Origin of the sequence: Luteimonas deserti (genome assembly GCF_013425765.1) — a bacterium.
GTDB lineage: Bacteria > Pseudomonadota > Gammaproteobacteria > Xanthomonadales > Xanthomonadaceae > Luteimonas > Luteimonas deserti.
This window is the reverse complement of record NZ_JACCJZ010000020.1, coordinates 635,104-656,521: the sequence shown is the minus strand read 5'-3', so window position 1 is coordinate 656,521 and position 21,418 is coordinate 635,104. Positions and strand designations below refer to the sequence as shown.

Genomic DNA, 21,418 nt, shown 5'->3' with positions numbered 1-21,418 from the left:
AGGGATCGACCCGCGATCGGGCCAGCCAGGGCGACACTCGATGACCGCACCACTGCCGTCGCCATCCCAGTTCCGCCCGCTCCGAAAGCAGGTCGAGCAGCTCTACGGCACGATGTGGGAAACCACGACCGACGCGGTTCTGATCCTCGAGACCGACAGCACCATCGTGGCCGCCAACCCGGCGGTCCGGCAGGTACTGGGCTACCTGCCCGACGACCTGGTCGGCCGGAATCTCGAGATCCTGCAGCACGACCATCACCGCGAGGCGCACCGCCGCGGCATGCAGCGCTATCTGGAGAGCGGCGTGCGCACCCTGGACTGGCGCGCGACCGAGATCGTCGCGGTTCGCGCGGACGGCAGTGACGTTCCGGTGGACATCTCGTTCGCCGACATCGAGATCGAGGGACGCCGCCTCTTCGTCGGCTTCTTCCGCGACATCAGTCCGCGCAAGCGCGCCGAGCAGGCCCTGTCGGACGAGCGGAAACGCGCACAGACCACCTTGCGCTCGATCGCCGACGGTGTCGTCAGCGTCGACCTCGCAGGCACGATCACCTTTCTCAACGCCGCGGCGGAACAGCTGACCGGCTGGGCGCACGAAGAAGCGCTCGGCCGCAACTGCAGCCAGGTCCTGCAGCTGGCGGAGGAAGACCGCGCAGGCACGGTGCTGGATCTGGTCTCGAGCGCAGTCCGCGCCGGTGTCCCACTGCAGCTGGGTGAGCACGCCCTGCTCGTCCGGCGCGACGGCGAGGTGTTTTCGGTCGAGGGGTCCCTGGCCCCGCTGATCGATGGCGGCGCGCAGGCGGCCGGCGTGGTGATCGCGTTCCGCGACGTGTCGCCGTCCCGGCGGATGGCTGCCGAACTCAGCTATCAGGCGCGCCACGATCCACTCACGGGACTGGTCAACCGGATCGAATTCGATCGCCGCCTGCGCGCCGCGCTGCGTGGGGCGAGCAAGCGCGGCGCGCCGTATTCGCTGCTCTACCTGGACCTCGACCAGTTCAAGGTGGTGAACGATACATGCGGTCATACGGCCGGCGACGAACTGCTGCGCCAGGTGTCGACGATGCTGCGCACCGTGCTGCGCAAGGACGACGTGCTCGCGCGGCTGGGCGGCGACGAATTCGGTGTGCTGCTGGAGAACAGCGCGCCGGAGGTCTCACGCGCGACCGCTGACGCGCTGCGCCGCGCGGCCTCCGACCTCAGCTTCGGCTGGCAGGGCAAGCGCTTCCCCGTGGCGGTGAGCATCGGCCAGGTCGATTTCAACGACGCCAGCATGACCCCGATCGAGCTGCTGAGCACCGCGGATGCGGCCTGCTACGTGGCGAAGGACCAGGGCCGCAACCGGGTCCACACCTACCGTCCGCAGGACGAGGCCATGGCCCGCCGCTACGGTGAGATGGAATGGATCGGACGGCTCAACCGGGCACTGGAGGACGACCGGCTGCAGCTGCACGCGCAACCGATCTACTCACTGCACGACGGCAGCGTGCTGCATTGCGAGGTGCTGCTGCGACTGCGCGACATCGACGGCGCACTGGTGATGCCGATGGCGTTCATCCCGGCCGCCGAGCGCTACGGCCTGATGCCGACCCTCGACCGCTGGGTGATCCGCACCGTCCTGGCCCGCCTCGCCCGGCCGGACGAGCCCGGCGACCGGGTGTATGCGATCAACCTGTCGGGTGCGTCGCTGGCCGACGAGACGATGGGCGCCTATGTGCGCGACGTCTTCACCAGCACCGGTGTCGACCCGGCGCGGATCTGCTTCGAGGTTACCGAGACCGCAGCGGTCGGAAACCTGGCCCAGGCGTCCGCGCTGATGGCCGACCTCAAGACCATGGGCTGCGCCTTCGCGCTCGACGATTTCGGCAGCGGCATGTCGTCCTTCGCCTATCTCAAGCACCTGCCGATCGATTTCCTCAAGATCGACGGCGGCTTCGTCCGCGATCTCCTGATCGACCCGATCGATCAGGCCATGGTGGAGGCGATCAATCACATTGGCCACGTCATGGGCCTGCGCACGATCGCCGAGTTCGCCGAGGACGACGGCATCGTGACGCGGCTGCGCGAGATCGGGGTCGATTACGCCCAGGGCTATGCACTGGCGCGGCCCGCGCCGCTCGACTGATGGCCGGCCCGACACACGATTGATCGCCGGCGCTGCTCCCGGCCGACGCAGGCGACGCGAGGCGCCGGCCACTTCGCGCACAATCCGCGGATGACGCCAGCCCCGACTTCCGCATCCGCACGGCCGAGCTTCCGTGCCCGCCTGGATGCGATGCGCAATCTCAGGCCCTTCCTCGGCATGATCTGGCAGGCCAGTCCGGGCCTGACCCTGCTCAGCCTCGGCCTGCGACTGGTCCGCGCATTCCTGCCGGTGGCGATGCTCTACGTGGGCAAGCTGATCATCGACGAGGCGATCCGCCTGGTCGGCCTGGGGCTGGCGTTCGACGATCTGGCCGCCACCTGGCGCAGCGGACTGCTCGACACGCTGGCCTGGCTGCTGGTTCTGGAATTCGCGCTGGCGATCGGCTCCGACCTGCTCGGCCGGCTCGTGAGCTACGCCGACGGCCTGCTCTCGGAGCTGTTCACCAACGCCACCAGCGTGCGCCTGATGGAACACGCCGCCACCCTGGACCTCGAGGATTTCGAGGACGCCGAGGTCCAGGACCGCCTCGACCGGGCCCGCCGCCAGACCATGGGCCGGGCCAACCTGATGGGCCAGCTGTTCGGCCAGGTGCAGGATGCGATCACCGTGGCGACCTTCGCCGTGGGTCTGGTGGTCTATGCGCCATGGCTGATCCTGCTGCTGGCGGTCGCGCTGGTGCCGGCCTTCGTCGGCGAGGCGCACTTCAATGCGCTGGGCTACGCCCTCAACTACCAGTGGACATCGGAACGCCGGCAGCTGGAATACGTGCGTCAGACCGGCGCCAGCGTGGAGACGGCGAAGGAGGTGAAGATCTTCGGCCTGCACCGGTTCCTGATCGACCGCTACCGCACGCTCGCAGACGGGTTCTACGTCGCCAATCGCGCCTTGGCCAGACGCCGGGCGCTCTGGGGCACGCTGCTGGCCGCACTCGGCACCCTGGGCTATTACATCGCCTACGCCTATATCGCCTGGCGGACCGTGCGCGGCGATTTCAGCATCGGCGACCTCACGTTTCTCGCAGGCAGTTTTCGTCGCCTGCGCCAGCTGCTTGAAGGCCTGCTGGTCGGGTTTTCCCAGGTGGCCGGCCAGGCGCTGTATCTCGACGATCTCTTCTCGTTCTTCCGCATCGCGCCGGAGATCGCCTCGCCGGCCGCGCCGGCCGCGTTTCCGCAGCCGATCCGCCAGGGCTTCGTGTTCGAGAACGTCGGCTTCCGCTATCCGTCGGCCGGAACCTGGGCGGTGCGTCATCTGGATTTCGAGCTGCGCGCGGGCGAGGTGCTGGCGCTGGTCGGCGAGAACGGCGCCGGCAAGACCACCCTGGTCAAGCTGCTGGCCCGGCTGTACGACCCCGACGAGGGCCGCATCCTGCTCGACGGCCGCGACCTGCGCGAGTACGACCTCGACGCGCTGCGCGCCAACATCGGGGTGATCTTCCAGGACTTCGTGCGCTACCACCTCACCGCCGGCGAGAACATCGGCGTCGGGCGCATGGACGCGATGGCCGACCGCGCGCGTATCGCCGACGCCGCGCGGCGGGCCATGGCCGATGCGATCATCGACGACCTTCCGGGCGGCTACGACCAGGTGATCGGGCGACGCTTCCGTACCGGTGTGGACCTGTCGGGCGGGCAATGGCAGAAGATCGCGATCGCACGGGCCTACATGCGCGACGCCCAGGTGATGATCCTCGACGAACCGACCGCGGCGCTCGATGCACGCAGCGAGTTCGAGGTGTTCCGCCGTTTCAAGGAGCTCTCCGAACGGCGCACCGCGGTGCTGATCTCGCACCGCTTCTCCAGCGTGCGCATGGCCGACCGCATCCTCGTGCTGGAACGCGGGCGCATCGAGGCCAGCGGCACCCACGCCGAACTCATGGCGCAACGCGGGCGCTACGCCGAACTGTTCGAACTGCAGGCCGCCGGCTATCGCGACCCATAGGTCGCACGTGCCGGGCGGCCCGGCTCAGGAACTGCAGGACAGCATCGAACAGCCGGCCCGGCTTCGTGCCCAGTCGGGGCGGCGCGCCGCATGGCGTTCCCGCCCCGGCTGCACCTCGTAGGGCCGCCGCATGACCTCGAGCAGTTCGGCAATGGCCGAGACGTCGCCCGCATGCGCCGCGTCGATTGCCTGCTGGGCCAGATAGTTGCGCGGGACGTAGAGCGGATTGACGGCATGCATACGCGCGCGCCGTGTGGCCGCATCCGAGCCGTCGGCCTCGATCCGCGCCGCATAGTCGCCCAGCCAGGCATGCAGGGCCTCGGCTTCGGCGTCGCGGCGGCCGTCATCGTAGAACGCGTCCGCGACCACTTCCAGCGACGGCGCCGCCGGATCCAGATCCGCCAGACCGCGGAAGAACAGGGTCATGTCGATCTCGGCGGCCTGCATCAGCGCCTGCAGCCGTCGCATCAGCGCCGCATCGTCGTCACCTGCCGCGCCCAGACCGAGCTTCGCGGCGGTCGTGTCGCGCTCGGCCAGCGCGTACGCGTCGACATACGCGTCGAGGCCCGCCTGCAGCGGCGCGACGTCGTCGAACAGCGGCGACAGGGCCTGGGCGAGGCGACCGAGGTTCCAGTGCGCGATGCGCGGCTGCCAGCCGAAGCGGTAGCGCCGGCCCTGCGCATCGGTGGTGTTGGGCGTCCAGTCCGGATCGTAGCCGTCGATCCAGCCGTAGGGGCCGTAGTCGATGGTGAGGCCGAGGATCGACATGTTGTCGGTGTTCATCACGCCGTGCACGAAACCCACGCGCATCCATCCTGCGATCATCGCCGCGGTCCGCCCGCAGACCTCGGCGAACCAGTCGGCATAGCGGCTCTCGCCGCTGCCGCCCAGATGCGGAAAGTCCCGTGCGATGGTGAAGTCGGCCAGGCGCCGGAGCAGCGCCACGTCGCCTCGCGCGTAGGGAAGTTCGAAGTGCCCGAACCGGATGAACGAAGGCGCCACGCGGCAGACGATCGCGCCGGGTTCGGGCGCCGGCCGACCGTCATAGAACATGTCGCGGACCACGGCCTCACCGGTACCCACCAGCGACAACGCCCGCGTCGTCGGAATACCGAGGTGGTGCATCGCCTCGCTGCAGACGAACTCGCGGATCGACGAGCGCAACACCGCACGCCCGTCGGCGGTGCGCGAATACGGGGTCGGACCTGCGCCCTTGAGCTGCAGTTCCCAGCGCCGGCCGTCCGCCGCCACGCCTTCGCCCAGCGAGATCGCACGCCCGTCCCCCAGCTGTCCGGCCCAGTGTCCGAACTGGTGGCCCCCGTAGTTGCCGGCCCAGGCCTGCATCCCGGCAGCGAGTGCATTGCCGCCGAAGACACGGGCGAAGGCGTCCGAACCGATCGTGTCCGTATCGAAGCCGAGCGCCGTCGCCATTTCGGCCGAATGGGCGAGCACGCGCGGGGCGGAGACCGGCGTCGGTTGCACCGGCGACCACAACGCCCCTTCAACCTGACGTCGCCGCGGACCCGACTCGGCATCGCCCGGAAGTTCGCGCACGACGCGGTTGTCGAACGACAGTCCGTGTGCGAGTTCGATCTGCGGCAGCGGAGATGCCTCCATGGTCAATGTCCCAGGGCGTAGGGGCCGCCCGCCTCGAGCGCGCGCCGATAGGCCGGGCGGGCCCGGACGCGTTCGACGAAGCTGCGGATGTTGGGGCCGACCCGGTCCCCGGCACGCGCCACGGCGGCCTCCATCGGGAAGCTCATCTGGATGTCGGCAGCGGTGAAGCGCTGGCCGGCGAACCATGGGCGCGCGGCGAGCTCCGCCTCGACGAAGCCCAGATGGGTGGCCAGCTGCGGGCCGACGAAGCCGTCCATGGCCTTGCGTGCAATGCCCTGCGCGACCGGGCGGACGAAGAACGGCATGGGCGCGGTGCGCATCCGGCCGAAGACCAGCGCCAGCAGCAGTGGCGGCATCAGCGACCCTTCGGCGTAGTGCAGCCAGGTGCGGTAGCGCAGGCGCTCCCCCGCGTCCGACGGGGCGGGCGAGATGGCATTGGCGCTGTCGAAGCGCTCGGTGAGCGCTTCGATGATCGCGCCGGACTCGACCAGGGTGAGGCCGTCGAGCTCCACGACCGGCGATTTGCCCAGCGGATGCACCTCGCGCAATGCGCGAGGCGCGAGCATCGTCTTCGGGTCGCGCTCGTAGCGCACCACCTCGTAGGGCTGTCCCAGTTCTTCCAGAAGCCACAGCACGCGCTGTGACCGCGAATTGTTGAGATGGTGCACCTTGATCATCGGAGGTCCGGCGGTGGGATTCGAGACGGCAGCATGGCCCGGATGCGCCGGCGCGGGCATCGTGAGCTTGCGCAGCACGCGCCATGGTGCGCGCCGGCGTGCCCCGCCAACGTGAATCGGTCCTATCGACCGCGGCGCGGTCCGGGCCCGATGCCGCAGTGCAACATTGGCTTGGATTAGACTATGCGGTTCCCCGACCGGCCTGTGCCGGCGCTACGAGAGACCGCATCATGAGCGCCGAGTCGCCCATCACGCCTGCCGAGAGCCTCAAGTTCACCGATCTCGCGCTGCCCGAGACCCTGCTGCGCGCATTGGGCGACGTGGGCTACGAATCGCCCTCGCCGATCCAGGCCGCCACCATTCCACCGCTGCTCGCCGGGCGCGACGTGCTGGGCCAAGCCCAGACGGGCACGGGCAAGACCGCTGCGTTCGCGCTGCCGGTGCTCGCGCGCATCGATCCCGCCGCGCGCAAGCCGCAGGCGCTGGTGCTGGCGCCGACCCGTGAACTCGCGATCCAGGTCGCCGAGGCGTTCCAGAAATACGCCTCGCACATGCCCGGTTTCCACGTGCTGCCGATCTACGGCGGCCAGGGTTACGCCCAGCAGCTGAGCGCGCTCAAGCGCGGCGTGCAGGTGATCGTCGGCACGCCGGGCCGGGTGATCGACCATCTCGAGCGCGGCTCGCTGGATCTTTCGGAGCTGCGCGCCCTGGTGCTCGACGAAGCCGACGAGATGCTGCGCATGGGTTTCATCGACGACGTCGAGGCGGTGCTGAAGAAGACCCCCGAGTCGCGCCAGGTCGCGTTGTTCTCGGCGACGATGCCGCAGCAGATCCGCCGCATCGCGCAGACCTATCTCAAGGAGCCGGTCGAGATCGCGATCAAGTCGACGACGACGACCGCGGCCAACATCCGCCAGCGCTACTGGATGGTCAGCGGCGTCAACAAGCTCGACGCATTGACCCGCATTCTCGAGGCCGAGCCCTTCGACGCGATGATCATCTTCGCGCGTACCAAGCTGGCGACCGAGGAACTGGCGCAGAAGCTCTCGGCGCGCGGCCTGTCGGCCGCCGCCATCAATGGCGATCTCGACCAGAAGCAGCGCGAGCGTGCGATCCAGAACCTCAAGGACGGTCGTCTCGACGTGCTGGTGGCGACCGACGTCGCCGCACGCGGCTTGGACGTGGACCGCATCAGCCACGTGCTGAACTACGACATTCCTTACGACACCGAAAGCTACGTGCACCGCATCGGCCGCACCGGCCGTGCGGGGCGCAGCGGCGAGGCGATCCTGTTCGTCGCCCCGCGCGAGCGCGGCATGCTCGGCGCGATCGAGCGCGCGACACGGCAGAAGATCGAGCAGATGCAGCTGCCGAGCGTCGAGACGGTCAATGAAGCCCGCGTGTCGAAGTTCCTCGAGAAGATCACCACCGCGCTGGGCAGCAGCGAGCTGGGCATGTTCCGCGACCTGATCGAACGCTACGAGCGTGAGCACAACGTGCCAGCGGCCGAGATCGCGGCGGCGCTCGCCAAGGTGGTCCAGGGTGAGACACCGCTGCTGCTCGAGCCGCCGCGCAAGCCCGAGAAGCCTGCGTTCGAGCGTGAGTACACCGAGCGCCCGGGCGGGCGCGAGGCCTCGCGTGCCGCGCGCGAGCCGCGTGAGCCCCGTCCCCCGCGCGCGGAATCCGCGCCGCGCGATGCCGACGTCGGCATGGAGACCTTCCGCATCGAGGTCGGCTACGTGCACGGCGTGCAGCCGGGCAACATCGTCGGCGCGATCGCCAACGAGGCCGATCTCGAAAGCAGGTTCATCGGCCGCATCGACATCCGCGACGACTACAGCCTGGTCGACCTGCCGGAAGGCATGCCGCGCGAGCTGCTCGAACACCTGAAGAAGGTGCGTGTCGGCGGCCAGCCGATCCGCATCCGCCGCGCCGAAGACGCCGACATGACCGCCGCGCCGCCCCGCGCCAAGCGTCCCTTCGGCGCGAAGCCGGGCGGCCACAAGCCGGGTGGCTTCAAGCCGGGCGGGCCGCGCAAGGGGCCCCCGCGTCGCGATCCGCGATAAGCGGTCCCAGTCGGCGCCGGCCGTCGACGTCGGGCGTCGATCCGGCGCGCGCCGGCATATGGACATGTTGCGCCTGGCGCTCCGTGGTGGCGGGCGCTGGCGCCGATCGGCCCGCGGCATCCACCGGCACCGGACGGGCTGCCGGGCCGTGGATCCGCCTGGAGGGAACTCCGGCGCATGCCGGAATGGCGCGTCGCTGCGTGTGCGGCGCGGTGCCCGCCGGTGCTCTGTCTAGAATCACCCCATGGCCCGCATCCTCGTCTTCCAGCATGTCGCCGCCGAGCCGCTGGGCACGCTCGATCCGCTGATCCGCCGGCGCGGACACCGCATCCGCTTCGTCAATTTCGAACGCGAGCCCGACGCACAGCCCAGCGTGGACCGGTATCGCGGCCTGATCGTTCTCGGCGGCCCGATGAATGTCGAGGACCGCGACGCGCGTCCGCACCTGACGACGGAGCTGCGCGCGATCGAACGCATGCTCGCGCTCGGCCGACCGGTACTCGGCATCTGCCTCGGCGCGCAGCTGCTCGCCCATGTGCTCGGCGCGCCGGTGCGCCGGATCGCGCGTCCCGAGATCGGCTGGTACCCGCTGCATGCCACCGCGCACGGCCTGCGGGATCCGGTGCTCGCGCCGCTGGGCGCTTCGACCCCGGTGTTCCAGTGGCACGGCCGCCATTTCGAAGTGCCATCGAGCGCCGTGCACCTGGCGCGCACCGACGGTTGCGAACAACAGGCGTTCCGCTACGGCGACAACGCCTACGGCTTCCAGTTCCATCTCGAAATGGACGCGCCGCTGATCGAGCGCTGGCTGGCCACCCCGGCCTACCGCGACGAACTGGCCGGCTCCGGACTGCCTCACGATGCCGAGGCCGTCCGCGCCGCCACCCGCCAGTGGATCGCTCCGATGCAGGCGCGGGCCGACGCGGTGTTCAACACCTTTCTCGACCTCGTCGGCCGGCCCGAGCGGCGCTACGTCCTGCCTTCGCGCGAGTTCGGCTGAGCGGCGGCAGCGGATCCGCTCCGGCCGGCACGGTGACGCGTGCAGCCCGCCTAGGGGAGCGGCAGATCCGGGAGTGAGAGGTCCGGCACGCTGACGTCGGGGCCCATCACGTAGAACACCTCGCCGAGCGTCGGCCAGCCGAAGATCGGCGCCAGCCACCAGTAGGCCGCGACCAGGATCAACAGGGTCACGATCAGGCGCAGCACGACGCCCGCGACCTTAAACGCGAGCCAGATCCCCAGGATCACCAGCACGAAGCCCAGCCAGCTCATGCGGCCTCCACGTCGTCGTGCAGCGGCCGCAGATCCGGATCCAGTGCGACGCGTGCGTCGAACACGAAACAACGGCCTTCGTAGCCGAAGCCGCCGACCTGTTCGAAGTAGCCGAGGATGCCGCCATCGAGCTGCAGGACGTTGTCCATGCCGTCGGCGCGCATCCACAGGGCGGCCTTCTCGCACCGGATGCCACCGGTGCAGAAGCTCACCACGGTCGCGTCGCGCAGCGTCGACCGGTGGGACGCCAGTGCATCCGGCAGTTCGGTGAAGTTGTCGATCGGCAGGGTCAACGCGCCCTCGAAGGTGCCGTAGCCCACCTCCTCCCGATTGCGCGTGTCGAGCAGCACCAGTCGACGCCCGCCATCGTCATGGCCCTGCGCGATCCAGCGCGCAAGATCGGTCGGGGCGACACCGGGTGCGCGCGCCGGAGCGGCGAGCGGCATCGCATCGGCCTTGCGGAAGCTGATGATCTCGGGTTTCAGCTTGACCTTGAGTCGCGCGAACGGCACGACGCTGCTGCGGCTGCGCTTGACCTGCAGGTCGGCGAAGCGGGCATCCGCACGCAGGCTCGCGAGCAGGGCATCGACTCCGGCCACCGGCCCGGCCAAGAACAGATTGATGCCCTCGGGCGCGACCAGCACGGTCCCGCGCAGGCCACCGGCCTCGGCGCCAGTGCGCAGCCAGCCCGCCACCGCGGCGGGGTCCTCGAGGGCGACGAAGTGATAGGCGGCGAGGTTGTCGATCATGCCGCGATTGTAGCGGGGCCGCCGGCCGTGGCTTCCCCGCGACACCTGTGCGGCCACGGCGCGCCCGTCGCCCGGACCGCCCCGAGGCGCAGCCGCGAGCGTCCGACGCGATCAGCGCTCGAAATTGTCGCGTACGAACCGGTCGAGCAGGCGTACCCCGTAACCGGACGCCCCCGTCGGCACCGTGGACAGTTCGTTGCCGTCGCGCCAGGCCATGCCCGCGATGTCGACGTGGGCCCAGACGCGTCCGGCATCGATCCATTCGCCGATGAAGTGCGCGGCGGTGCCCGAGCCGGGCCGGCCGCCGCCATTGCGCATGTCGGCGATCGGTGATTCGAGCATCTTTCCGTAGCCCGGATGCATCGGCATGCGCCAGACGGGTTCGCCAGCGGCCTCGCCCGCCTGCGCGAGCTGCGCGGCCAGCGTCTCGTCACGCGTGAAGAGGCCGGCATAGTCGTTGCCGAGCGCGGTGACGATCGCGCCGGTCAGGGTCGCGATGTCGACGATCACCCGTGGATTGTCCTGGCGCTGCACGTACCACAGCGCATCGACCAGCACCATCCTGCCTTCGGCATCGGTGCTCATGATCTCGTAGGTCCTGCCGGCCGCGGTGCGGATCACGTCTCCGGGGCGCACGGCCGTGCCCGACGGCATGTTCTCGGCCAGCGCGGCCACCGCGACGGCATTGACCGGGGCGCCACGCCCCGCCAGCGCCAGCACGGCGCCGGTGGCGCTCGCAGCGCCGGCCATGTCGTACTTCATGCGCCACATGTTCTCGCTCGGCTTGATCGAGATGCCGCCGCTGTCGAACGTGATTCCCTTGCCGACGAAGGCCACCGGGGCCTCGCCACGGGCGCCGCCGTTGTAGCGCACCACCATCAGTCGCGGCGGGCGTGCACTGCCCTGCCCGACCGCGAGAATGCTCCCCATGCCGAGCCGCTCCATCGCCGGAACGTCGAGCACCTCGATGCTCACGTTGGGCTTGCCCGCGAACGCGGCGCGCGTGCGTTCGACGAACGTCTCCGGATACACGGCATTGGCGGGCTCGGTCACCAGGTCGCGCGCGAATCTGACCGCATCCGCGACGGCCTTCCAGTCGCCGTCCCAGCGGCGCGCAGCGGCGGCGCCTTCCGGACTGCGCACGACCAGGGTTCCGGTGCCGGCGGCCTCGTCCGGCGTCTGGGTGGTGCGGTAGGTATCGAAGCGGTACTGCCCGAGCGCCGCGCCGAACGCCAGGTGGGCTGCGGCGCCGGGCTCGGCGCCGTCCCAGACCACATCGATCTGCGGCGCCTTGCTGCGCGCGGCGAAGCGGCCGATGTGCCCACCGACGTCCTCGAGCCGGCGTGCGTCCGCGGTGCCCGAGCCGGCGCCGACCAGCAGGACGCGATCGAAACCGGCGATGCCCGGCAGATCGAGCTGGCTGTCGAGCCTGCCGCGGAACCCCGCGACCTCGGCCGCCCGGGTCAGCGCGCCCTGGCTGGCGGTATCGATCTGTGCGAACACGCCCGAGCGCGCACCGCGTTCGCCGACGTCGGGAACCGCCAGCACCAGCGTGCCGCCGGCGGGCACCTGGGGCGCGTCGAAGCGGATGTCGCGCTGCGCCCACGCGGACGAGACCGCAAGGGCACAGACGACGGCGAGCGGCAGCCTGCGCAGCCACGGCTGCAGGACGGGGGGTCGGCGCATGGAATCTCCGGACGGTGACAGGACGACCCCCGACCTTAACAACGGTCGGCCGCTGCATGCCGTGCCAATCGTCATGGCCGCTGCCCGGCTCCTTGGGGCTGCGGCCTGTCAGGCAGCCCGGGTGCGCCGCAGGGGCCGCAGCCGTCCCCGACGCGTGAGCGGACCCTGCGCGTGCGACGGTTCACGCTGGCTGCAGGGCGCAGCGGGACACCACGGGAGTCCACTCAGGCCTTGATCGAGCCGTCCTTCGCGAGATGTCGGCTGGCCCACATGTTGTCGACGAGATTGGGATACCGGCGCCCGGCCTCGTCGGCACGCTGCCGCGCCCGCGCCTTCTGCGCCTCGCTCAGGGCAGTGCGGGCGGTCCGCGGCTTCGGGTTCGGACGTGTCCACAGGGTACTTTTGGGCGCTGGAGGCGTGCGGTCGGGCGGGGTCGTCATGGCTGGCGATTCCGAAAGGTCTGCGTGCGTGCCGGGGACGTGGCGCGGTGGACCCTCAGACTCGCGCCGCATCCGTGGTCGCGGCGTGACCCGGCCGTCATCGCGACAGCATGTACCCCGGCACCGCCATCAGGCCGATCAGGAACACGATCGCGATGACGATCAGCACCACGCGTTTCGGATCCGCGCGCACGATGTCGGCAAAGGTCTCGGCCGTGCCGTCTCGTTCCGCCTGCGCCTGCGCCGCGCGCGCCCGGTCCTGCCGCCGGGCCTGGTACGCGGCCATCAGGGCCTTCGCCCGCGGCAGATCGTCGTTGTCGCGCAACCAGATCCCACCCGATGAAATGCCGAACGGACTCGGGCGCGTCTGGTACCAGGGGATGCCGGCCTCGTCGAGGAATGCGCAGACGTCGGCGGCCTCGTCGTCGGGCACGTAGCGCAGGTTGAGGAGCAGTTTCGCCATGCGCCGATGATACCGGCCCTGCAGCGGGTGGCGGGTCAGCGTTTGACGGTGATCGCGCGCCGCAGGTTGTGACGGGCCGCTGCGTCGAAGCGGGCGTGGAATCCATCGTCGAGGAAGATCCGCTCGCGTGCGAGCAGGCCCTTGAGGAACCGGCGACGGTTGAGCGCATACAGCCAGCGGGGGACATGCCGGTACTCTGAGGCGATGCCACGGTCGTAGGCGTCGAAGGTATCGGCATCGGCGCCGAGGATGGCCATGTCGCAATCCAGGAACCGGCGTGTGTCGTCTCCTGCGGCGTCCTGGCCGAAATCGCTGGCGGTATGCCGTCCGTGCGCGGCGGTGAGCCTGATCAGCTCGACGACCCGCGGAACATCGATACCCGCGTCGGGAAGCCAGTGCACGATGGATGCCGCGGCGAGATCGGCGGAGCGCGCTTCGTTGTCGTCCCGGCGCGCGTCGTAGACGGCATCGTGGAACAGGATCGCGAGGTGGACCTCGCGCGGCTGGTGCCAACCGGCGCCCGCGGCCACCTCGTCGAACAGCTGCAGCAGGGAGGCGATGTGCGTCATCGAATGGTAGGCGCGTGGCGGCACCTCGTAAGCCGCCACGAGCGCATCGTGCAGCCCCTCCGGCAGCGCCATTGACGCATGCGAGGCACCGGGTCCGTGCATCACGCGGTCCATGGCCGGACCACCAGCAGGGCGCCGACGCAGACCAGCAGCGCGCCGCAGATGCGCATCGCATCCACCGGCCGGGGCGACGTGAGAATGCCCAGGTGGTCGATCAGCAACGAACCGGCCATCTGCCCGAAAACGATCAGGCAGATCAGCGCCGCCGCGCCGAGCCTCGGGACCAGCAGCGTGCCGCAGAACACGAACACGGCCCCGATCAGGCCACCGAGCCACACCCAGGTCGGCAGCGCAAGAAGTTCGCGCGCGGGTGGCCATGGCGCGCGCGTGGCGACGAGCACGAGGCCCAGCGCCAGCGACCCCACGGCAAACGACCCGAACGATGCGAACACGGGCCCCGCTGTCATCGCACCCAGCCGGGCATTGAGCAGCGCCTGCAGCGGCAAGGCCATTCCGACCACGACAGCCAGCACGATACCGGCCAGCACCCACAGGTTCATGCGCTTCTCCGCCGACGGGGACTGCGAGTCTACGCCGCGCTACCCGCATCATGCGGCCCGACCACGCGGCGCATGCCATCGACGTCGGTCCACCAACGCCACATCGTCCCTGCGAGAGATCGCACGGTGCCTCGGGCTGAACTGACACGGCTGCGAGTCGCGTAGCAGGGCAGAGCCAGCGCCGCGGTTCGAACCGGGCGGTACGCCGCGGACTTCCTCGATCGGGGATGGCGGGAATGCCGCGGTCGCACGACGCATCGGCCCCTCAGCGTGTCTGCCTTGCGTGGTCCTCGCACGCGTCGCCGGACATGTACGGAGATCCCCGCATCCGGCCCGTGGCGCGGAAGTCGCCAGGTCCGTAGTCGTGGAGCGATCGACTCGCGCACGCCGGCGGGCCGGATCGCAACAAAAAGCCCCGGCAAGGCCGGGGCTTGGTGCACGTCGATCAGCGGGCCGCCGGGCAGCCGGCCGGCCTGCGAAGACGAAGACTCAGTGCGCGTTCTTCATCGCGAGCTTGCGTGCGCGCATCACGTCGTGGCACGAGCGCACTTCAGGCAGCAGGCGCACGACGACGTCGCGCGCGGCAGGCGGGGTGTCGGAATCGCGCGAGGCTTCGTCGAAGGCTTCCAGCAGACGGTCTTCGGACTCCTCGAGTTCGGCGACGTAGCCGTACTCGGTATCGCCGAGGGCGGCGCGCAGCTTGCCGTACATCTGCTGCATGCTGCCGACCATCGTGCCCGAGGTCTCCGGCGTGCCACCGGCGGCCTGCACTGCGGCGCTCAGCTCGTTGACGATCTGGGCCTTGTTGGTCGCGATGCGCGCGAACAGGGTGCGCAGCTCGGCATCGCCGACCTTCTGCGCGGCTTCCTCGTAGAAATCCTTGCCGTCGCGGGCAATCGAAATCAGGTCGTTGAGGGTGCTGGCGGTCTTGTTGCTCATCTGCATGATTCTCCGGAAAGGGGTGGGGGCAGCCGCGAACCGGTGGCGCCGGTGGCGGTGCACATCGTCGTTGCGGTCGATGCCTGGGCATCGGTTGCGTGGAGCGATGCGGAGAAAACTAACGTCCGGACGGGCAAGAAGGCGTGATGCGCAGGCGACGAGGATGTGAATTCCACCGCGCGTCCGCGTCGACGCTGCACCCTGGCGGGAGCAGTCACGACGCCGCCGTCGCACACACTGGCAGGAAAACGGAACGAGCCGCCCCGATTCGACGGAGCGGCTCGTCGCGTGGCTGTCGGCGCGGCCGCCTCAGCGCACCGGAACCGGCGCTGCCGGCAGCATGTAGTCGATCTCGTAGGCAGGCGGTTCACCGCCCCGGCCCGTGAGGTAGTGGCGCATCCACTGCATCAGGCGCAGCGAGTAGTCGTAGCGCGATGCACCGCGGGTGTTGCCGTGGCCCTCGCCCGGATACAGCACCAGGCGCACCGGCGCCTGCCCTGCCAGCTGCAGATAGCGGTAGAGCATGTACGACTGCATCACCGGTACGCGCGGATCGGCCTCGCCGTGCAGGATCAGCGTGGGCGTGCGCGATTTCTGCGCATGGGTGATCGGACTGGTCTGCCGGTACATCTCCGGGTTGTCCCAGGGCCAGCTGCGCATGTGCACCAGATGCTGCTCGCGCGGTATGTCGCCCGTCGTGACCAGGCTCGCCTGGTCCGAGATGCCGACGAACATCACCGAGGCCGCGAAGCGCTCGCTGTAGTACGTCGCCCCCCAGGCGCTGGCGTAGCCGCCGTAGGAGCCACCGGTGATGCCCACCCGGTCGCGGTCGACCAGGCCGGTCTCGATCAGATGGTCGACGCCGTCGACCAGGTCGTCGAACTCCTCCATGCCGGGACGGCCCTGCCCCAGCTTGGAGAACGCCAGCCCGCGCCCGGTGCTCGACCGGTAGTTGGGGAAGAACGAAGCAAAGCCCTGCGCTGCAGCCACCTGCGCCGGTTGCGCGTACGAGGTCAGCCACGCATTGGAGTAGTGCGCCTCGGGACCGCCGTGCGCCACCAGGATCAGCGGCACCCGGTTGGTGCCCCGGCGCTCGAGTGGATGCACCAGGAGCCCTTCCAGCTCGAGTCCGTCGCGCGCGGTGTAACGCACGATCTCCTGCCGGGCCAGGCGCACGTCCTTGAGCCAGGGATTGCTGTCGGTCAGCCGGCGCGCGGCGTTGGCGCCCGGCGGCAGCAGGAAGGCTTCGGATGGATGCTCCGGCGCGCTGCCGACGAGAGCGATCGCACCGCTCGCCGATACGCTCAGACCCATGTGCACGGGACCGCCTGCCGCGAGCAGGGTGCGCTGTCCGCTGCCGTCGACGGTGATCTCGGCCAGGCGACTGTGCACGCCTTCCTGGCTCAGGAACACCAGCGTCGCCGGATCGCGCCAGGCCACGTTCCAGACGTGGCCCTCCAGGCCCGGCAGCAGGTCGCGTTGCGCACCGCCGTCACGGCCGACGACGGTCAGGCGGCCCTCGCGGGGGTCGTTCTCGTCGGCCGCCGAGATGATCGCCAGGTGCGCGCCGTCCGGGCTCCAGGCGATCTCACCGAGCTTGCCCGGATTGTCGACGCGGCCGAGCACGCGGCCGGATGTCGAGACGATGCGCACCCGTGCCTCGACCATGGTGTCGTCGGTCAGCTGCCGCGGCGTGACCACCAGCGCGAGGCGGTCGCCCGACGGGCTCCAGCGCACCGACTGCACGCTGCCCTCGAACTCGACCCGGCGCGGTTCGCCGCCACCGACATCGGCGATCCACAGCTCCACCGGACGCCAGTCCTCTTCATAGACCTTCTGGGTGAACCCCTTCTCGCGCAGCGCCTTGCGCGCGTCGCTTTCGCGCTGCGCCGCGAGCAGGGCGACCTGGCGGCCGTCCGGCGAGAGATCGAAAGCGCTGATGTCGACGCGCAGCCGGGCGGCAAGCGTCGATTCGCCTCCGTGCAGCGGAATGGTGTACAGGCGCCGGGTGTCGTCGCCTTCCCGCTTGGCCAAATAGGCGATACCGCGCCCGTCCGGCGACCAGCGCGGCGCGCCCACGTCCACGGCGCCGGTGATGAAGGCGCGGCTCCGGCCCGCCCCGTCCACGACATGCAGCTCGTTGCGCGCGGGACCGTCCGGATCCACCCCGAGCGTGCGTGGCACGGCGAGTACATAGGCGACCTGCTCGCCGTCCGGGCTCACCTGGGCCTGGGTGACGACGCGGGTCTGCGCGATCTGTTCGAGCGTCATGCCACCGGCGGCAGCGGATGCGCCGGTGGCGAGCAGCACTGCGCAGGCAAGAGCGATGATCCAGCGTTGCATTGGAATGTTCCCCGGTCACGTGAGACCGGACTGTGCCGGCCTTCGGTCGGGGACGCAAACGCGCTGCCGCCAATTGCGCGGACGCGATGGAAACGAGCGCTCAGTCCGCGCGGTCGAGCGTGCGGTGGCGCACCAGGCGGGCGGCGATGCGCGGCAGCACGTCCGACAGCAGCGCGCGCAGGTCCGCCGGTATGCGGTCACACAGGGCCTCGGCTTCGAGCGCCGGCAGCGCACCGCGCCACGCGAATGCGACCCGGTTGCTCATCTTCGGTTCGTCGACGATGAGCACGTGCCGGGCCCCGAAGGCGCGTTGCAGCCGATCGATGTGCAGCTGCGGATCGCGCACGTAGAGATTGCAGGCCATCACCCCGCCCTCGGCGAGCGCATCGCGGCAGTCGTCGTAGAACTGTTGCGTGGACAGCTCGGCCGGGATGCCGTGCTCGTCGTACCCGTCGACCAGAAGGACGTCGAACGCGCCTGCGCGCGCGGCGACGAAGCGCGCGCCGTCATCGAGCCGCACCGACAGGCGCGCGTCGTCGGCGGGCACCCGGAATTCGTCGCGCAGCGCCACCACGTGCGGATTGTTCTCGACCACCTCGATCCGGATGCCGGCCATGTGCGCGTACGCGAACTTCACCTGCGAGCCGCCGCCGAGCCCGACCAGGCCCAGCACCTGCGGCGCGGGCTGCCAGAGCAGCGCCGCGAACATGGTGCGCGTGTAGCCGACCAGCAGGCGACCCGGGTCGCCTTCGACCATGCGGCTCTGCGTTTGTCTGCGCACGAACTGCAGCGAGACGAAGCCGTCGTGCCTGCGGACATACGGCCGGCGCATGCCGCCGGAACGGCCGCGCAGCCGTGCGATCAGGCCCTGCCACCAGCGCCCGGGCGCCGTCTTGTCGCGCACGTCGGTCATGCGGTCAGCGGTTCGACCAGCCGTGCGGCACGTGGCCGGCAGCCACGTGGGAACGGGCCGAGTCGATGTTGTGCTGGGAATCGTCGAAGAAGATGTCGGCCCCGAACGCATCGAGGAACGGTCCCTTCGGACGCCCGCCGAGGAACAGCGCCTCGTCCAGACGCACGCCCCAGGCACGCAGCGTCCGGATCACGCGCTCGTGCGCCGGGGCGGAACGCGCGGTGACCAGCGCGGTGCGGATCGGCGCGTCCTTGCCCGGCGGATACGCGGCCTGCAGGTCGTGCAGGGCCGCGAGAAAGCCGCGGAACGGGCCCCCGGTCATTTCCTCGCGTGCGCGTTCGCGCTCGTGCCTGTGGAAGGCCTCGATGCCGCCTTCCTGCGACACCCGCTCGCCCTCGTCGCCGAAGATCACCGCGTCGCCGTCGAAGGCGATGCGCAACTGGTCGGACCGGTGCGCCGCCGCACGTGCAGGAATGATGGTCGCCGCCGCGATGTCGTTCTCGAGTGCGCGGCGCACCGAATCCGGATTCGCGGACAGGAACAGCTGCGTGCCGAAGGGCTTGATGTAGGGCCAGGTCGGCTCGCCGGAGGTGAACGTCGCGCGGCTGATGGCCAGGTTGTGGTGCTGGATCGAGTTGAAGATCCTGAGGCCCGTGTCGGCGGAGTTGCGCGAGAGCAGGATCACCTCGACGTGCGGCGCTTCCGGTGCGGCGTCGACGTTCAGCGCCAGCAGCTTGCGCACCAGCGGGAACGCGATCCCCGGTTCGAGGATGTCGTCCTCGTGCGCACGCTGGTGCTCGGCGTAGGCGTCGATGCCTTCGGCTTCGAACAGCGCATGGCTGTCTTCGAGATCGAAGAGGGCGCGCGAGGAGATCGCGACGGTGAGCGTGGGGACGGACAGATCGGGCATGGCGGATCGCGGGTCGGTGGGAGCGGCCCTCCACGGCACCGCGTCACCGGCGTGATGACGGTGGCCGGCGGAAGGGCGACTCCTGAATTATGCGCGATCCGTGCCCCGCTCCCTGACCAACGACACTTGGCGTGGCCCGATACCGTCGGCACGGTGGACGAGCATCCGCACCAGGAGCCTGTCATGGCCCGACTCCTCTGGCTGTTCGTCTCCGCTCTGCTGCTCGTGCCCGTCTGTGCGGGGGCGAGGCCGCCGCCGCGTCCCGACGCCGACGCGGAGGCCCGCGCCATCGTCGGGGAATGGCAGCGCATCGTGACGCCGTCGGGGATACAGGAGCGCCACGTCGTGCGCCTCGGCGGGATCGACCAGGTGATCAGCGTCCGCGGGCGGGACCGGTCCAACCCGGTGCTGCTGTACCTGCACGGGGGTCCGGCGGCCCCGATGATGCCGGCCGCGTGGACCTTCCAGACGCCGTGGGAGGATTTCTTCACCGTGGTGCAGTGGGACCAGCGCGCCGCCGGGCGCACGATGCGCGCCAACGACCCTGCCGCAGTCGCACCGACCCTCACCATCGACCGCTACGTGTCCGATGCGATCGAACTCGTCGACTGGCTGCGTGCGACCTACGGCAAACGCAAGGTCGTCCTCGTGGGGCACAGCTGGGGCACGGTGATCGGGATGCGTGTGCTCGTCGAGGCGCCCGAACGGCTGCATGCCTATGTCGGCATCGGACAGATCATCCACCCGTGGACCGACGAGGCGCTCGGTTACGCCTATGCGCTGGAGGCGGCACGCGCCGACGGGAATGCCGGGGCCGTGCGCGAACTCGAAACCCTGGCGCCTTATCCCGGGACGGACCTGCGCGGCGGGCGCATCGATGCGCAGCGCAAGTGGGTGATCCGTTACGGCGGGCACAGCGCCTACCGCCCGGATTCGGACTATTACTTCCGCGCGCAGCGTCTGTCGCCGGAGTACACCCCGGAGGACCACCGGGCCATCGCCGCGGGCAGCGCGCTGACCTTGGACCGGATCCTCGCGCAATGGGACACCGTGGATTTCCGCGGCGTGCGCCGGGTCGGAGCGCCTGTGGTGATGCTGCTGGGCCGGCACGACTACACCACCCCGTCGCAACCCGTGGCCGACTGGCTCGCCGCCGTCGACGCGCCCGCCGCGCATGCGGCGTGGTTCGAACACTCCGCGCACTTCGCACCGATCGAGGAACCGGGCCGCACCCTGCTCACGCTGGTGCGCCGGGTGCGTCCGTTCGCGGTCGCCGCCGGCGACGGTGCCCCGTTGGAGGACTGAGCCCGCTCAGACCACGAACTGCTCGCTGAGAATGCGTTCCTCGAGATTGTGCTCGGGGTCGAACAACAAGGTCACCGTGTGCTCGCGCGATTCGTGGATGCGCACCTCGACCACGTCGCGCACTTCGTGGGAGTCGGCGGTGACACTGACCGGACGCTTGTAGGGATCGAGCACGCGGAAACACACTTCGGTCTCCGCACGCAGGATGGCACCACGCCAGCGCCGCGGGCGGAACGGCGCGATCGGAGTGAGCGCGACCACCCCGGCGCCGAGCGGCAGGATCGGCCCATGCGCCGAGAAGTTGTAGGCGGTGCTGCCGGCCGCTGTCGACAGGATCACGCCGTCGGCCACCAGTTCCTCGAGACGCGTTGTGCCGTTGAGATCGATCCGCACGTGCGCGGCCTGGCGGGTCTGGCGCAGCAGCGAGACCTCGTTGTAGGCCAGCGATGCGACCGTCGTGCCCGACTCGGTTTCGGCCGACATCTCCAGCGGACGCAGCACCGCCGGCTCGGCGCGCAGCAATCGCGAGAGCAGATCGTCGCCCCGATGCTGGTTCATCAGAAACCCCACCGTGCCGAGCTTCATGCCGTACACCGGCTTGCCGAGGTGGGCGTGCCGGTGCAGCGTCTGCAGCATGAATCCGTCACCGCCGAGCGGGACCAGCACGTCGGCCTCGGCCGGCTCGCACTGGCCGTGCCGGTCGCACAGCAGGGCCAGGGCGCGCTGCGCCTCGTCGATCTGGCTGGCGACGAAGGCGATCCGGGGCGAAGCGGTCATCGGCAGGCCGGCAGGCGGAAACGGCCCGAAGCTTAGCGCAGCCGTGCG

19 protein-coding genes are annotated in these 21,418 nt (G+C 69.9%); 5 read left to right on the top strand and 14 right to left on the bottom strand.

All coding sequences use genetic code 11. From position 1 onward, the window contains the following. Positions 1 to 40 precede the first annotated feature (40 nt). Complete coding sequence (locus tag H0E82_RS15630) at positions 41 to 2,125, top strand: EAL domain-containing protein (RefSeq protein ID WP_180546377.1); 2,085 nt, start codon at positions 41 to 43, stop codon at positions 2,123 to 2,125. A gap of 90 nt (positions 2,126 to 2,215) precedes the next feature. Next, positions 2,216 to 4,084: an ABC transporter ATP-binding protein gene (locus tag H0E82_RS15625; protein WP_235974337.1), complete on the top strand. Its 1,869-nt coding sequence runs from the start codon at positions 2,216 to 2,218 to the stop codon at positions 4,082 to 4,084. Positions 4,085 to 4,108: 24 nt separating this feature from the next. Here H0E82_RS15625 and H0E82_RS15620 read toward each other — a convergent pair whose 3' ends face one another. Further along, positions 4,109 to 5,701, bottom strand: coding sequence for a protein adenylyltransferase SelO (locus H0E82_RS15620; RefSeq protein ID WP_180546376.1), 1,593 nt, complete (start codon positions 5,699 to 5,701; stop codon positions 4,109 to 4,111). A 2-nt stretch (positions 5,702 to 5,703) separates the two neighbouring features. Continuing rightward, positions 5,704 to 6,378 (bottom strand): glutathione S-transferase family protein, encoded by a 675-nt coding sequence (locus tag H0E82_RS15615; RefSeq protein ID WP_180546375.1) that lies wholly within the window; start codon positions 6,376 to 6,378, stop codon positions 5,704 to 5,706. Between the two features lie 230 nt (positions 6,379 to 6,608). On the opposite strand from H0E82_RS15615, the gene H0E82_RS15610 reads away from it, so the two are divergent. Then, positions 6,609 to 8,444, top strand: a complete 1,836-nt coding sequence (locus H0E82_RS15610; RefSeq protein ID WP_180546374.1) for a DEAD/DEAH box helicase — start codon at positions 6,609 to 6,611, stop codon at positions 8,442 to 8,444. 244 nt (positions 8,445 to 8,688) lie between these two features. Further along, on the top strand, positions 8,689 to 9,444 hold the full coding sequence (locus H0E82_RS15605) for a type 1 glutamine amidotransferase (protein WP_180546373.1): 756 nt from the start codon (positions 8,689 to 8,691) through the stop codon (positions 9,442 to 9,444). A 50-nt stretch (positions 9,445 to 9,494) separates the two neighbouring features. Here H0E82_RS15605 and H0E82_RS15600 read toward each other — a convergent pair whose 3' ends face one another. From H0E82_RS15600 to H0E82_RS15550, 11 genes are all read right to left on the bottom strand, one after another. Beyond that, entirely contained in the window at positions 9,495 to 9,716 is a 222-nt protein-coding gene (locus tag H0E82_RS15600; RefSeq protein ID WP_180546372.1) for a hypothetical protein, read from the bottom strand. Further along, positions 9,713 to 10,465 carry a sulfurtransferase gene (locus tag H0E82_RS15595; RefSeq protein ID WP_180546371.1) on the bottom strand — a complete coding sequence of 251 codons (753 nt, stop codon included), beginning with the start codon at positions 10,463 to 10,465 and terminating at the stop codon, positions 9,713 to 9,715. The genes H0E82_RS15600 and H0E82_RS15595 overlap by 4 nt, the downstream gene beginning before the upstream one ends. 111 nt (positions 10,466 to 10,576) lie before the next feature. Further along, on the bottom strand, positions 10,577 to 12,151 hold the full coding sequence (locus H0E82_RS15590; RefSeq protein WP_180546370.1) for a leucyl aminopeptidase: 1,575 nt from the start codon (positions 12,149 to 12,151) through the stop codon (positions 10,577 to 10,579). Positions 12,152 to 12,375: 224 nt separating this feature from the next. Next, positions 12,376 to 12,591 (bottom strand): hypothetical protein, encoded by a 216-nt coding sequence (locus H0E82_RS15585; protein WP_180546369.1) that lies wholly within the window; start codon positions 12,589 to 12,591, stop codon positions 12,376 to 12,378. A gap of 97 nt (positions 12,592 to 12,688) precedes the next feature. Next, the gene (locus tag H0E82_RS15580) at positions 12,689 to 13,054 is read right to left on the bottom strand and encodes a DUF6164 family protein (protein WP_180546368.1); all 366 of its coding nucleotides are present in this window, start codon (positions 13,052 to 13,054) and stop codon (positions 12,689 to 12,691) included. Positions 13,055 to 13,089: 35 nt separating this feature from the next. After that, positions 13,090 to 13,725, bottom strand: a complete 636-nt coding sequence (locus tag H0E82_RS15575) for an HD domain-containing protein (protein ID WP_235974336.1) — start codon at positions 13,723 to 13,725, stop codon at positions 13,090 to 13,092. Beyond that, positions 13,725 to 14,183: a DMT family transporter gene (locus H0E82_RS15570; protein ID WP_180546367.1), complete on the bottom strand. Its 459-nt coding sequence runs from the start codon at positions 14,181 to 14,183 to the stop codon at positions 13,725 to 13,727. The genes H0E82_RS15575 and H0E82_RS15570 overlap by 1 nt, the downstream gene beginning before the upstream one ends. A 489-nt stretch (positions 14,184 to 14,672) precedes the next feature. Then, complete coding sequence (locus H0E82_RS15565; RefSeq protein ID WP_180546366.1) at positions 14,673 to 15,128, bottom strand: PA2169 family four-helix-bundle protein; 456 nt, start codon at positions 15,126 to 15,128, stop codon at positions 14,673 to 14,675. A 303-nt stretch (positions 15,129 to 15,431) separates the two neighbouring features. Then, positions 15,432 to 17,465: a S9 family peptidase gene (locus tag H0E82_RS15560; RefSeq protein ID WP_180546365.1), complete on the bottom strand. Its 2,034-nt coding sequence runs from the start codon at positions 17,463 to 17,465 to the stop codon at positions 15,432 to 15,434. Positions 17,466 to 17,565: 100 nt separating this feature from the next. After that, positions 17,566 to 18,378: a spermine/spermidine synthase domain-containing protein gene (locus tag H0E82_RS15555; protein ID WP_180546364.1), complete on the bottom strand. Its 813-nt coding sequence runs from the start codon at positions 18,376 to 18,378 to the stop codon at positions 17,566 to 17,568. 4 nt (positions 18,379 to 18,382) lie between these two features. Next, a complete protein-coding gene (locus tag H0E82_RS15550) occupies positions 18,383 to 19,288 on the bottom strand; it encodes a 5'-nucleotidase (RefSeq protein ID WP_180546363.1) in 906 nt (301 codons plus the stop codon). A gap of 183 nt (positions 19,289 to 19,471) precedes the next feature. Between H0E82_RS15550 and H0E82_RS15545 the strand changes: the two genes are divergently transcribed. Beyond that, positions 19,472 to 20,593, top strand: a complete 1,122-nt coding sequence (locus H0E82_RS15545) for an alpha/beta hydrolase (RefSeq protein WP_180546362.1) — start codon at positions 19,472 to 19,474, stop codon at positions 20,591 to 20,593. Between the two features lie 6 nt (positions 20,594 to 20,599). Here the strand turns inward: H0E82_RS15545 and H0E82_RS15540 are convergent, their stop codons facing one another. Then, on the bottom strand, positions 20,600 to 21,370 hold the full coding sequence (locus H0E82_RS15540; protein ID WP_180546361.1) for an NAD kinase: 771 nt from the start codon (positions 21,368 to 21,370) through the stop codon (positions 20,600 to 20,602). Positions 21,371 to 21,418 lie beyond the last annotated feature (48 nt).